Source organism: Segetibacter sp. 3557_3 (assembly GCF_004354985.1).
Taxonomy (GTDB): domain Bacteria; phylum Bacteroidota; class Bacteroidia; order Chitinophagales; family Chitinophagaceae; genus Segetibacter.
On sequence record NZ_SMSK01000003.1, the window covers coordinates 185,532 to 200,996 of the forward strand.

Sequence of the window (15,465 nt, forward strand, 5' to 3'; positions counted from 1 at the left end):
CCAGCACAGCAGTACACGGCAATATGCTGCCATAAAACACAAGCTATCAGAAGCGCTTCCAATAGAACGCGGGCTTGTACGTCATAAGTTGAGGGAGTATCATTAATGCAAGAAAACTCATAATTTAGAAAGGTTGATTGGTCTATAATTAATGTCCATTTCTTAAACCCTCCCGGCCACAAAGGAACTTAAAGAGGACAGTAAGCTTCTCAACCCATCAATGCCGCCTATACCAAACCTGAATACCGCCAGCCACGCTTGCGGACGACCTGTTCCCAATCCTACTGCTGCCCATTAATTACATGGGCATTTCTCAAAATAGTCAATCACATTTGCGCATTATGCACAAACAAGGAATAATTTAGCGACGCTAAAAAGAACAACTATCTACTGCAACCATGTTACTGCAGATGATACGACATCTTAAAGTCGTTCAAAACGCACAACTCATCACACATAATTCTAAACTCACAATTTTCAACTCATAACCTCTTTCACATGTTAATGGAGCAAACGATGCGCTGGTACGGACCCAATGATCCGGTAAGTTTATCCGACATCCGGCAGGCAGGCTGCACAGGTGTTGTTACTGCACTGCACCATATTCCGGTAGGGGATGTGTGGACCATTGAAGAAATTAATAAACGTAAGCAGCAAGTGGAAGCTGCAGGTCTCACCTGGACCGTCATTGAAAGTCTACCTGTGCACGAAGAGATTAAAAAGCAAATCGGGCAATACAAAACCCATATTGAAAATTATAAGATTAGCCTGCGAAATGTAGCTGAATGCGGCTTAAAGGTGGTGACGTATAATTTTATGCCCATTCTTGATTGGATGAGGACCGACATCTATTATACGATGCCCGATGGTAGTAAAGCGCTCTATTTCGAAAAGGCCGCTTTTATTGCATTTGACCTTTTTCTTTTGAAAAGGCCAGGGGCAGAAAACGACTATACCCCGGAAGAAAAACAACAGGCACATGACCGTTTTTTGGTGATGTCGGACGATGAAAAACAGACACTGTTTAACAATGCCTTGTTGGGATTGCCAGGGAGTGAAGAGCGGTTTACTGTTGAACAGATTTTGGCCGCCCTTAAAACTTATGAAGGCATTGATGCGCATAAACTCAAGCAGCACTTGTTTTATTTCCTGCAACAGGTTGTACCGGTTGCAGAAGAGGTCGGGCTTAAGATGGCCATTCACCCTGATGATCCTCCATATCCTATATTGGGATTGCCCAGAATTGTAAGTACAGAACAGGATGCGAGGGAGTTACTCGATGCCGCGCCATCAGCTGCAAACGGGCTTTGTTTCTGCACCGGTTCCTATGGGGTTCGAGCCGATAACGATCTGCCGGGCATGGTAGAAAGACTTGGCAATCATATTCACTTTCTGCACCTGCGCGCCACCCGCCGCGATGCGCATGGTAATTTTTACGAAGCCGATCACCTGGAAGGGGATGTGGATATGTATGAAGTTGTAAAACAATTGGTGCTTACCATGCGTCGTCGCGGTGTTTCGATCCCAATGCGGCCGGATCATGGACACCAGATGCTCGACGACCTAAAGAAGAAAACTTATCCCGGGTATAGCGCAATTGGCAGGCTACGTGGGCTCGCCGAACTTAGGGGTCTTGAAATGGGAATTGACAGAAGTTTAAAATAGACTTTCGTCCAGGACGAAACATCGTTTAATTAAGCGCATTTTTTGGTGACCAGCTAACGAATGCTATTTTACATCGTTGTGTCACTCACTTGTACCGCATTACAATATTCACCAGTTTTCTGCGACCATGCTTAAGTAAACGATATTGTATTCTTATTGACTTAAACCCGCCAACCGGCGGGTTTTTCTGTGTCTAGCAGGCTCAGTGATACGTTCGTTATCATTTGGCAAATTTCCGCCATTTGCTTGCATTTGCGCAATTAGCAATCTATTTTGTAAAGGTACAAGTCGTAGCCCCTTGTTTCTCTTTAGGTTACAACCAGGTTCTAACTAACTATTCAAAGCCTTTCTCATGAAGGAAACTCCGTTACTGGCAATGCTGGCGCAATTGTGTGGCGACATCATTACTACCCCTGAGCTCGATGGTGACCAGTTGCTCCGCTTGCAAACCGCTATTGCAACCGCGTTGTTTAATGCACCACCCGTAAGCGCTACCACGCCAGGAAGGTTCCAGTTTGACCGGCTTGAAGATTTTGCAACCCGCCAATTGGCTACTGCGGATTTCGAGCAGTTGGGCACCGTGTTGCAGCGCCTCCAGCAGGAGAATCTTTCCATTGACAAGACCATACGTGTAGCCCGTCGGGAAGTTCCATTTGTGTCGAGCCAGGTGCGTGGCAGTATTCCTGATTGGGCACGTGGTGCCAACATAGTTGATACGCTTGGGCCTTTTACCAACCGGGATGGCCGACAGGTCTGGTTTGACTTTTACCGTATTATCCCCGTTGTGCAGGTATGGCTTAAAGGAGCAAACCGGCCATTTATGCTTTGTCCGATAGAAGAAAGCAGCCTCGTGAGACCAATAGGGCCGCGTACGTATAAAATTCCAAAAGGCAGTGTGTGGTTACACGCAGATCTTTTTGCCCCTGCTTCTCCCGATAACCTTTATTGTGGACTAACGGTAAACGAAAGCGAAATCAGTTTTACCGGTCCGCTGGGATTAACAACCGACAACAAACTTATTGTTCCCAATGGGATGGAAGCGGCGGTAAAATTGAACCTGTTGCAAAAGGTTGTGACAGATGTATCGCCCGATGATAATGGCATTGATGTTAGAAATGCATCTATTGAGCTTCCCAAAAAACTTTCATTTACCCTTAACCATACCGGTAAATCGCTCACTGTTGACAATGCACGATGGAACTTATATGGACAGGATATCGGGTTTACATTCGACAATACCGGCCCGATAAGATGGAATGCCGAGCTTAACAGGATAACCATCCCTTTTAAAGCAAGCGCCCCTGAGTTTACCATTGCTAATGCTGCAAGTCCTGTTTGTACCGTTGCCGGTAAAGCGCTGATAGCCGAGAGTGCCTGGGCAATCAGCGGTGCCATCGTTGATATTGCTGCCCCGCTACAAGCCGACGGCACCGGCGCCATGGCTATAGGAGTTCTGGGTGGACTGGAAGTAAGCTGGCTTGGTTTGAAAGATTCAAACCTCGCTGAGAAAAGCAGTGCAGCACTAAAGAATGCCCTGGTAATGCTGATGCCCGGAAGAATAAACATTGCAACCCTGTTTGCGTCCAGCATGGGCAAACAACGCTATCATCTTTGGCAGGAAATTATTGAAGGCATTCCTAAACCCGTTCAATACATTGACCTCTCGTACACCCGGCAATTCTTTTTCTTTTACGACAGTTTGCAGGCCGGAACCGAGTCGGTTGCCGCCCAGGCAAACTGCACAACCAGCATAGATAAACCTGTAAAAGTAAACGGAACCCCATTTAAGGTTGAAAGTCTGCAAACGATCTTTTCACTTACCATCAGCAAAGCACTGCAGCTTGTTTTAGTATACGATGATAACATTATCGAGGACAACTGGAGCAAAACCCACAAACCGGTTGCCGGGGTAAACTTGCCCGTCACTTTTGAAACTTCTGCGATTGCCCTCAACAATGCACTCCTTACGGTCAGCCCGGTCACGTCGATGTTGCTTTACGGCGATCTGAAGAATGAAGACACATTTGAAAAGTGCTTGCTGATTTATGGTTTTGGGTTATTACAATACCTGCCAACCCTTCCCGACCCATATGCGGCAAACATCGGTCTCTTGCGTCGCCGCTCATCGGCATCCATTCGTAATGCTAACGCTGCCGGTGGATCACCTCCGAATGTTTTTGCACTCTCAGACATCGATGCTTTACTGGTGTGTTTGATGACCTGGAAAGAAATGGATGCGCCTGAAGTAAACTTTTTTATGGGTGATAAACCCGCGGCCCAGGCGAATGTACCTGGCGCTACAGCCAGGCAGGTGCCGGCTAAACGGATCCGGCTCGACGCTTTGAAAGATCCGCAGGTACTCCAGCAATACCAGCGGGAAACAATGGAGGCCACTAATACGGTCCGTTCGCGTCAGTGGCAAAATGTTACGGATAACCAGGATATCCCCGGTTCGATGTTAAGTGTGGAAACACGAAACATGATGATGGTGAACGAAAGCTTTGCCCGGGGGAGTGTATCTCCTTTCCGTAATGCATTTGCCCTGTTGGATGTAAGTACCAATGCCGATTTGATGGGAATTAGCCTTAGCTATGCTTCGGATGATTTTGCATACAACCGGACGCACGCGGTAAAGGAAGAGATTACGGGTAGTCCCATATCTATCAGTGGTCTTGATGTGCAGGCAACAAGTCGCCTTGTACAGGTGTATGCTTTACCCCAGATCAGTTGGGAGCCGGTCATCAATATCACTACAGAGATTACCAACATGGCCGAAGATCCGCACCCCGGGTTGCTGTACTTTATGAACGATGGGGTGCCTGCACAAATCGCCAACAATGGTAACGAACCTGTTAGCCTGGCGCCAATACCGCTTACCGGTAAGCTTTCGGAGTGGTACGATAAGAAAAACAATTTTTTGGCGTGGAGTTATTTTACGCTGCCCTCTGGAATGATGGCCCTTGCGATGTACTACAAACAAGCAGGCCAGCCAAGCCCGAAGTTTGAACTGGTTAAACAGCAATTTCAAGGTGAGTTAAATACCGGTTTGCAAATAAAAACAGAGGGCCTTGACGATCCCATTAATCGAAACAAGATATTCAGGGGCAGCGCCCATCAGCTGCCAAATGCATATAATCTTTTTAGCCCGGCAACGGGTGCGCGAAGCATATTGTCGGGCAGCGTAACAGAAATCTTTAATGACGAATTCGGAACACTGACCGGTTTTGACCTTAACAAATATGTACCTCTCGAACGATATGATTTCAGCGGTTATGGGGCAAACGTATTCAGCCATTGGGTAAACCAAAATGCTGCCCTTGCACAAACTTCGCAGGCGATGTTTGACGTTTGGAAAGGCCGTACAGCGCATGAGGTAATCCAGGTAAAAAGTGTGCTTTACCCCTGGGGGATCAGGGTTGTAAGAACAATAACGATTTACCGGGGAAGTAATGCTTTCGAATGGCGTGTCGACAGCGGCTGGAAAGCGGAAAGTGATGGGATATACGATTTCAGAACACCAATAAAAGACCATGCGTCAGACAGTGCTGCATTAAAAGCGGCAAAAATCCAGGAGCGCGCACGTACCTATGTTTTTCACCCCGGGATGGTTGAAGGGGTTTATAATGTTCGCAATATCAAAGAGGATAACACACTTGCTCCATTTACTACTTCGTGGACGAAAACTACTGGTGTATACATTGACGACCTCGGGCACCCCAAAGAAATTGCCGGCAGTACCGTACTCGACGTTAAATTGGTTCCGGTGTACTTTGATGCCGACGTTAAAATTGACGACATCATCCAGGGCGCACAAGGCGGTAAGGTGCTTAGCCAGCGAATGCTTGGCTACCTCCAGCTTCGGCCAAGGGGTGTATTTATCGACCAGGAAGACTTCGCTAACCTGCTTACAGTTATGGAGGGACTCGGCGGTCCGGTTGATTGCATCGTGAACATCAATCAAAGTAAACAGCAGATGCGGGTTACAAGGGTAGAAGTAAACCCGTCTAAAGATGCTGCTAACAAACGCGTGTTTGTGACCGCGGCGAAAGGCACACCTATTCTACCGAAAGACGGAAGTTGGAGCGTTGTACAACACAACAGCACAACTAAGGAGGTAACGCCTTTAAGCAAAAACGATGTTATTCCACTTGTTCGTGCGGGGGCGCGCGAGTTTTTAGCTGCACCGCCGGCTGATCCAACCAAGCTGCCCTATAACCAGAATAAAACCACAAACCCCGTAAACATCGCCGAAGCAACCGAGCTTTTCAAAGGCCTGGAGGCAAGAGCAAAACAGTTTGGATTTTTGCAAAGCACGGGTGAGAACAAGGTCTTGTTCAGAAATCCGCTTTTCCAAAGAGGAGTTGACCTGTTAAAGGGAAGTGTGCCTGACCTTGCCGATGCTTACCGGTTGATGAACAGTAAAGGCATATTTCCAAAGCTTGAGAACTTACCTAAGATGGACCAGATCGGTGAGCTTGCCAACCAGTTTGGAATGAAGATCATCGATGAGGGTTACAAACTACTGAACAATACCATTGCTGACGCGGAGAAGAAACTTGTGCAGTTGCTTCCTGAGGGTCCGTGGTACATAGTAAAAACCAACGATGTAAAGGTGTATGTCGACTACAAGCCGACAAAAACCGATGGGAGCACAGTTACCGATGGTGGCGGGCCGGTTAAAGCAAAGCTGGATTTTGATATTGATAGTAAAGCTGCGGAATGGGTGAACAAGATGAACGATGTAACCATGGTTGTAGATCTTGGACCCTTCAAACGATTGCTCCTGATCAGGGGAAAGTTCGACACCAAAAAGAATGCTTCACCCTCATTTATCGGTCCTGAACTCGAATTTGGGCCCGACCTTAAACCTGTAGTAGACATACTGGTATTGCTGAGCCAGCTTTCTGTTCAGGATGATTATAAAGGCTTGTTGCAAAAGGGTCTTAAGATCGCGATGAGTAACAGCCCGAATAATTGGGAATATAAATTCCAGGCTGATAAGGAGATTCCGGTTATCAAGTTTCCACCCCCCAAGATGGATACGGCTGCCGCTCCCCTGAGATTGGAAGCGGGGCTTAAGGTTGGGGTTTACTTTAACGTTGCTGTTCCGCTCCCGCCAACCAATGGCATTCCTACTCCCGGGGCCGGTGCCTTTGTTGAGTTTTATGGTAAGCTTAGCGTAATGTGCGTGAGCGTTGGTGTAGGCACCATATACGCCGTCGGCCAGGTGACCGTACGCATTAGTGCCGACACCATAAAGGGACCTGCATTGTATATGAAGTTTGGTTTTGGCGTTGAGGCTGTTGTTGCACTTCCAGTAATTGGCAGCGTTAGCGTATACTTTGCTGTTGGCGTGGAAATGAGTCTCGACAGCACCCAGGTAACCGTAGCAGGCTTTGTGCTCTTTAAGGGTCGTGCCGAAATCCTTGGGGGAATAGTTACCGTTACCATACAAATAGAAGCGAGCGGCAAGGTGCAGAAACGTATTGGCGGTCCGGATGTAAGTGGTGAAACCAATATGATCGCCCAGGTAACGTTCAGCCTCGACATCAGCATTTGTTTTATTATTGATATCAGCTTTACAGAGTCGTGGCAGGAGCAGCGTAAAATCGCTTAGCATTATAGCACACGGATGACAGGGATAGGACGGATATTAGGGAGGAAACAACAATGGAACATTGAAATAGCTGATTGCGAATACCCGGTATGGAAGAAGTCAAGACAAGCGGAAGTAATGTATCCATGCCCGAAGATCTATGATCCGCTACCCATCCATCAAATCCGTGCTATCCGTGTGCTAACGGAAAATTGCTTAGCATCATGGCACACGGATGACAGGGATAGGAAGGATATTAGGGAGGAAGAAATAACGGAACATTGAATCAGCCAATTGCAAATACCGGTTGTTTTTGACAAAAATCGGACAAGCGTGATTGATAAATCCATGCTCGATGATCACCTATCCATCAAACCCGTGCTATCAGTGTGCTTGCTTTTACGCAGCAGAGCGGAAAGTTGAACAATGATCTCAAAGTCGAACGGAGCGTCGCAACCACAGATCAACCAGGGCTCTTCCGCTGGTCACCAAAAAAGCAAACCGGGTGCAAACGTGCTTGCATTTGGCTGAAATATTAACTCCAGGTTTAATCAACGTTTATGGCAGCAACCTTGTCTATTTTATGTTTTCCGCAACGCTGGAACAATAACCAGCTCACCGTTAGGGCACTGGTGATTCCACGCAATATCGATCCCACCTTGCCAGACCAGGTAGGCCCGGGAACACCCCCGTGGGGAGAGGCAACAATGGCGTTGCGTGCAAGGTTTATTGCCGACCCGGAAAAGTATCCGTCGATAACAGAACCCGACCAGCAATTCGCTTTTGCTGGTATTGCAATGCCGCCAAACGTAAATCAACTCCTCAAGCAAATTGCTGATGGACTGGGCGGTATCAGAAGCACCGAAAAACTGCAAAAGGCGAGTACCACCCATCGGGCAAGAAAGTACCTGCCGGAAAGCTATCGCAACAGTTTCAACTTTACCACGCCCCGGACCAGGGATGCTGCAATCGATGATAGCTATCATTGTGCGGTAAAGGACAATACACCGATTGATCCCACATTTAAGTCGTCGGTTGACAGTTTGAGCTGGGGGAAAGTATTTGCTTTTTGCCTTCGCCAGCCGGCCCTCGCAGAAAGGGTGGGTTTTGTTTATGAAACGACTTTCGACATTGACCCGGAGCAGGTAAAAAAGGGGGGTTGGCTGTACATCGACCTGGCGGATGGCTGCAGTTTTAAAGCTGCTATGGATGCGGATCAAAAACGCGTGAAACGTTTTGCGGCACGTATACCAAAGCTTAAGAAAGGTGAAAATCGCCCGGTTTTGGCCGCCATCCAGTTTCCCGTACTGGTAAACGTTCCGCCCAACCCTGCGGATGAAGACGTGCCCGTCGCACCGGCAAATATGGATGAACTACTGGTTGAAACGGAACAATACGACGACGGTTTCTGCAAAATCGTACATGCTGACCAGCCGGTTAGCAGCGACCTGTTGCGGGAAAACGAAGACAAGGAGTTGCCCGTGATTACTGATGCGGGTATCCGGCTGGCATGGGACGATGAACAACTAATCATCTGGATGAACAGGCAACTGAATGAAGACACCACCCTTGGCGCAGGCAGGCGGAATATCGCACCGATGGGCGTAATGCAATACCGGGTTGATGTCCGGTTGCAAAGCGACATTGTTCCAAACCCCAATGCATGGTTACCCCTGTGTAAGGTGCGCAATAAAGCCAACCTGGCAATAGGTGATACCCTCATAGACAAAGTTGATGCAGAGAAAGAGCTTGGGGTAGAAGTTTATCCTGCACAGCTGGATGCACGAAAGGACCAACCATTTTGGCTGCCACAATATTATGCAAACTGGATAGGCAAAAGCCTGGTGTTGCCGGATACCGACGCGATCACCATTTTTCAAAAAGACAAGAATACCGTTCCCGATAAGCAGGCAAAGAAGTTTGATCAATATGCTGCCGCCGGCCTGGATGGGTTTCAGTTGTTGTATGGAACGAAGTACGAGTTTCGGGTAAGACTGGCCGATATCAGCGGCGGGGGTCCAATGTTGGAAGAAAGCCGCAGGTATTCCTCGGCTGCGCCGGAAGGCCGTTGCGATTTCAGGCGTACTGTTCAACCACAAACGGTTCGCCTTAAAAATAAGTTGCCGGAACAGGACTTTGTGTACTTCAGCGACCCGGAAATTACCATGAAGCGGCCGCTGCTTGGCTATCCTTCGGTAATGTTTACGGGCCGGTATCCAAATGCCGTAGCTGACCTTGCCGCGGATGCAAATGCAGCCATACTTGAGCGACGTGAAGTTGGCCTGCCTGATCCTGACGTAGACGCTGTAGAAGTGCTTGTTGAGGTAAAAGCGCTTGAAATGGATATGTTGTTGCGCTACGATACCGACAGCCGGGAGAGTTATGCAAGGCTATACATTACTAAAAGGCAATTCCCCGATGCAGGTGGCTTTAACGATGACCTGACCATACCCCTGACATTTGTAGATGCACCTGTGTTAAACTTCACCGACTCGCAAGACCTCGGAACCCTCGGGCTTGTTGCCGGCGGCGACAGCATAGACAGCCACAACGATATCATATTACCGACTTCCCGCGACGTACGGATCACCATCCGCCCACTCGTAACGAACCGCGATGAATATTATGCGAAAAACAGCAGCCTGCCACGAAAAGGCAAACCTGTAGTAATCGTTACGCGAAGTGCCAGTCACGATGAGACTGCTTTATTTAAACCATCTGCCGACATTGACCGCATTCGTGGCCTTTGGTTACAACCCGACACAGATACCTACCTGAAAGCGACACTAAGCGAGGTGTTCGTAGAAAATTACCAGGTTACCAATACCGGCAGTATGATGGAGAGGCTGGCCGACAGCATCGGGAGAATTGTTCCCGTAGAAGCAAAAGGCCTTAGCCTTGTAGGCAAGCCGGGCACACGCATCCAGTTTGGTGCAAGCCGGCCCATTCGCCATAACCTTAGCCCGGATAGTACAAGCTTTACCTTTTCTACCAAAAGCGACTTGTTGAATCACTGGGTTGTTCCGATCACGCTTTTGCTAAACCGCGACTGGACATGGGATGGCGCTCAACCCGTAAGTTTTAAGATTTTCCGAAAATTAAAATTTGTAGGTGCCGGTCTTGAAGCGGAAGATCGAAATTCTATTGGATGGGGCCCCGAGGTGCAGGTTGGTGATATTGAAATGAAACAGGCGATTAATGTGCAGGCCTTGTATAATCCCGACCGCAGCCAGACTTACCTGTGTTATCTCGACGCCGTAGAGCCGAAGTCGACGGACGCTTCGAAACACCCTGAAGAAATTATGGTGAGCTACCGGGTACAGCCCCGGTTTAAGTCTGTACCGGTTGCCGTACCCGTAACAACGGATCCCGACCTTGAACTTGTGCTGCACTTGCCCATTACTACAAAGCCCGGGCAGGTGCCCCGCATTGTGAGTGCAGGTATTGCGCAAAGTAAGTATGTAAGTGATCCCGGTTATTCGAGCACGGAGCCAAGAAGGCGTTACTTGTGGCTTGAGTTCAGTGAACCACTGATGAATAAAAATAATGCATACTTCATCAGGTTTCTGGCCTATGCACCGGACCCACTGCTTGCCAGGTGGGAGTTTGAAATGTTCAGGGCACCGGAAGAGCCATCGCTGCCGGTTAGTCCGGAACCCATGAGGATTATTGGACCCAACCATACCGATGATAAAAGCGGGCTAAATGCAATGCAGGAACTCACGCCGGCAGACGTGAGCAAGGTGCACTTCCTGGTGCCGTTGCCACCGGGCCTGCATCCTTCTTCTGCGGAGTTATTTGGCTTTTTCACCTACGAAATACGTGTGGGCCATAAGCGGGGATGGAGTACCGCACAGGCACGCTTTGGGAGTGCGCTGCGTACAACGGGTGTGCAGCATCCTGCGCCACAACTATTCTGTATCGTAAACCGCAATGAAAAACACATTATGGTAAATGCGCCTTATGCGCAAACGGTTTATAACGGCGAAGACGTAACCAGCAAGCCGCCACGCACCGAACTTTGGGCACTCTTGTATGCGCAGGTGAAACGCGCCGACGACAAGGTATTTCGCAATGTGCTCCTCGACGACCAGTTGTTTGTACGGCAACGCATACCCGTAAATCCCACAACTGGTCAGCAGGTGATCGATATCAATACCGACGCGGTACAATATGGTATCACCGGCTGGAAAAATAAGGATGTGATCGTATTGCTGCAGCAATACGGCTTACCGGTAGACAGTAACCTTAGTGTACTTGTTGTTGAAATGCTGCCCACCTACGATAAGTTTTACAGTCCCCCGCCCGCAAATACTGCCGGCTCAAATTCGCCCCGCCTGTCCAACCGGCAGGTGGTGAAACTGGAAGAAGGTATGGAAGTTCAGCGGTTCAAATCATCGGTCAGGGAGGTTAATGCGGTTGCCACGGAAAAGCAGGCTCAGCTTGAAAGAAATTTGCAGGGAAGGATGGAAGAGCAATTTATTAATGAGGCGCAGAAGGCGGAGCGGGTTCGTCCGCTAACGGATCAGTTGGGAAGTGGAAGGATCCTGCGTACGAGCACGTTGGTGCCGGTTCCGGATATTTGTTGTACGGAGTAGTGGCATGATTAGATGGCACTGGCACACGGTTGACACGGATAGGACGGATTGCGAGAGATAGAATTAGTTAGTAAGGGACGGCACGAGTTGAGGGACAAGGATAACTAAAGAACCTGGAACCCGGATCACACAAATAGGAGGGAATGCCAGTGGGAGTAAAGATGAGAACCGATGTGGAGTTAACAAAATAGGAGCAATGTCGAGAGATAGCACAAGGTAGAACACCAATGATATAAGATAGCTGCATGCTGGAAGTTTTCTAATCTCCGGTTAAGGAGTGAATTGCTTGGCGCAAATACAAACGGTTTTCGCAGGCAACAAAGTGCAACAAACGTTTGGTGCCACAAGCGAAGCTACAAAATTTGAGATTTTGGCTGCTTCCTCTCCGAGATCAATTAATGGTATAGGAACCACTTCCAATCAGCTTTTTACATTTTACATTTTTAATTTTTAATTTTCTTGAACGCTAATCCGCTATTCTCCCCCCTGCTCGTCGGATTCATTGGTAAGCCTTGAGGGCAGTTGTTTATTGGCCTTTGCCCCCATACGTTTTAATTCTTCGATACGCCCGATGATGTTACCACGCCCGGTAGTCAGTTGCTTTAATGCTTCTGCATAACATTGGGTGGCATCATCCAGTTTTTTCCCAACCCCTTCAAGGTTTTCTAAAAACGAATGAAACTTGTCGTATAAGGCTCCTGCTTTTTCGGCAATGTGTATCGCGTTGCGGTTTTGTTGTTCCACTTTCCATAGGTCTGCAATAATCTTAAGCACCGAAAAAAGGTTGGTTGGGCTTACAAGCAGTATCCTTTTTTCGTAGGCATACTTCCACAGCATGGGGTCGGATTTCACGGCCTCAAGAAAAGCGGGCTCAACAGGTACAAATAAGATTACATAATCAAGCGCAGCTGCGTATTTCGGATAGTTTTTCCTGCTGAGTCCGTCGATATGTTGGCGCATCGATCGGATATGATCTACCAGGTAGGCCCTTTGTGTTTCCTTATCGTCGCATCCCACACATTGTTCCCAGGATACAAGTGATACTTTGGAATCGATGATGATTTTCCGGTCGTCAGGGTAGTAAATGGTAACATCGGGTTGAAGGCCACGGCCATTTTCGTCTTTGACAATGTTGCCCGACTCGTCGCGGATAAATTCCTGTAAACGGTATTCACGGCCCTTTGAAAGTCCGCTGTTTTCAAGAAGGCTCTCCAGGATCATCTCGCCCCAGTTGCCCTGCATTTTGTTGTTGCCCTTCAACGCTGTGGTCAGGTTGTTGGCTTCCTGGCTAACCTGCTGGCTCATTTCGATAAGGCGTTGTACTTCCCGCCCTAGTGAAAACCGCTCCTTCGATTCGCGGTCATAGGTGTCTTCAACTTTTTGTTTAAACTCCTGGATGTTCAACTTTAGCGGCTCCAGTATTTGCTTGATCTGTACCTCGTTCCTTTCTGTAAATTTTTTTGTATTGTCGTCGAGTATCTTATGAGCAATCTCGGTAAACTCAAGCCGGAATTGCTCACGCAGCCTGAGGATGTCATTTTGTTGGTTGTCGAGTTTTTCGCGGGTAAATTTCAGCTTTTCGTACAGTCCCGTTTTCTCCTCGTTAAGCTTGTTGTATTGTTGTGCATTTTCCTGCAGTAGTTGTTTGGCCTGTTCAAGTGCCTGAGTGCTTTGCCGGTACAAAGCCTCTTTTGCCATATACGCACCATTAAGTTGATTACGTTCTTCCTGGGTGGCCTGTAAACTGCTGCGCAGTTGCTCCAGTTCGCGGTTATTGTTTTCAAGTACCTGGTGCAATCCTTTAAGCTTAGGGGTTTGTATCAGCCAGCTGATGATTGCTCCCGCGACTACCCCTGCTAAAAGCACCAGCAATAATGTTATTTCAGTATTCATGCACTTGAATTAGTACTGCAATATTATACCATTCACTGCCTGCATAAACAGCTGTTTATAACATTAACGTATCTCCCGTTTAACCACAAATCTATTCGCTGCTGCTTACAGGCAAAGCTGACTGCCCGGAAAACGTGTGGGCATTTAAGATCGGGTTTCGGGATGGTTTACCGGAGCCCGTCAGCTATGCAACCCGGAGCTTTGGTCCTGCTTTTCGCTATTAGTACCGCGCCCACGCACAAGGCCACCCACCGCGGTAGCTAACCGCTTCAATCAGGGCTATGAGGCCCGGCTTATTAACGCGTCCATACTGTTGTAGCTGGTACAACAAAAACAATTGTGAATTCCTAAACCGAGCAGATGAAGTAAACGGATTAATTAAGTGCGATAAACTAATTAACGATAAACAAAAAAGGTTTATTTATTTAATTAATGGAAATTAAATCCTGGCTAATAAGATGATTAATTATGCTAATTACATAAAATATTATTAAATAAATAGCTGCTTTTTTACAAACGTTTTTGTCGATACAAATTTGGATGATGCATTATGGAAATATTTTCAGCCGGGCGTCTTACTGAAAAACATAACTCATGCAAAAAGATGCCATCCTTACCGCCGACCTGCTGGATATTATCTTTGAAGGAAGAAATAAAGCATACGGTGCTTATGAATTAAGGAAATTTTACAACCGGCGATTATTCATTGCAGTTGGAATGATGATGCTTACCTGCTTTTTTCTCCTCCTTGGTTCCCTTCTCGCAGGTAAAAATAATAATGGTCCTGTGCTGAAGTATATGACGGAAGTACAACTCGAAAATGCACCCGACAAAAAACCTGAACCATTGCCTCCACCACCACCACTAAAGCCTGTGCAACAAAAGGTAGCAGCAACAAAATACACCGATCTGATCATCACCAAAGATGAGCTTGTAACGGAAGAAGATCAGCTAAAAGTGATGGCCGAAATGGAGGATACACAAATTGGGAAGCTCAATGTTGAAGGTGAGCGAAACATCGACTATGTTGCTCCGCCTGCTGAACGGGCAATTGGTGGAACACCGGCTGTTGTGAATAAGGTAGAGGATTATGACCGCACATTTACCCAGGTGGAGATAGAAGCAAAGTACCCGGGCGGACTTGCAGGCTGGAAGCGGTACCTTGAGCGTAACCTAAATGCGCAGGTTGCCTACGACGAAGGTGCGCCCGTTGGGAGGTATACGGTTACGGTGCAGTTTATTGTCGACCGGGAAGGCAATATCAGCAACGTGCGCGCAATAGATGTACCCATGGAATGCCGCGCCTGCGGAGCCGAAGCCGTTAAGGTGATTCTTCGTGGTGGCCGATGGGAACCCGCGGTGCAAAATGGGCGCAAGGTAACCTACCAGGCAATACAGCATATTACTTTTGAGGTCGCTTCTGAAGGTTAGTTCCTCTTAGCATTAACCCCGAAAATAGTGATCTAATCAGGTGTGATCATCTGCCCCGGTTTGCCAGGAATTTGTATTGCGGATCCAAATTCTTTAAGCCGATATCCAATTGTATACTAACGATTAAACTAAAGTGTTCGGGGTGGGCAATGGCCACGCCCCTAAAGGGAGTGTTGTAAAGCTGCATGGCTCCTGGTACCATGGCATTGACCAGACTCTTATTGCGCTGGCACCTAATCCTCGCAATGTTCTTTTTCAGCCTTATTATAACAGTGGTATACC

Annotated in this window: 5 protein-coding genes; 4 read left to right on the top strand and 1 reads right to left on the bottom strand. The window is 47.7% G+C overall.

The features are described 5' to 3' along the window. Positions 1-498: 498 nt before the first annotated feature. From uxuA to EXU57_RS07125, 3 genes are all read left to right on the top strand, one after another. Positions 499-1,665 carry a mannonate dehydratase gene (gene uxuA / locus EXU57_RS07115; protein ID WP_317130024.1) on the top strand — a complete coding sequence of 389 codons (1,167 nt, stop codon included), beginning with the start codon at positions 499-501 and terminating at the stop codon, positions 1,663-1,665. A 352-nt stretch (positions 1,666-2,017) separates the two neighbouring features. Continuing rightward, positions 2,018-7,282, top strand: coding sequence for a hypothetical protein (locus EXU57_RS07120; protein ID WP_133267495.1), 5,265 nt, complete (start codon positions 2,018-2,020; stop codon positions 7,280-7,282). Between the two features lie 539 nt (positions 7,283-7,821). Continuing rightward, positions 7,822-11,859, top strand: a complete 4,038-nt coding sequence (locus EXU57_RS07125; RefSeq protein WP_133267496.1) for a hypothetical protein — start codon at positions 7,822-7,824, stop codon at positions 11,857-11,859. 474 nt (positions 11,860-12,333) lie between these two features. On the opposite strand, the gene rmuC is transcribed toward EXU57_RS07125, so the two are convergent. Continuing rightward, on the bottom strand, positions 12,334-13,752 hold the full coding sequence (gene rmuC / locus EXU57_RS07130) for a DNA recombination protein RmuC (protein WP_133267497.1): 1,419 nt from the start codon (positions 13,750-13,752) through the stop codon (positions 12,334-12,336). A 594-nt stretch (positions 13,753-14,346) separates the two neighbouring features. On the opposite strand from rmuC, the gene EXU57_RS07135 reads away from it, so the two are divergent. Next, positions 14,347-15,183 carry an energy transducer TonB gene (locus tag EXU57_RS07135; RefSeq protein ID WP_133267498.1) on the top strand — a complete coding sequence of 279 codons (837 nt, stop codon included), beginning with the start codon at positions 14,347-14,349 and terminating at the stop codon, positions 15,181-15,183. The last annotated feature ends 282 nt before the right edge of the window (positions 15,184-15,465 follow it).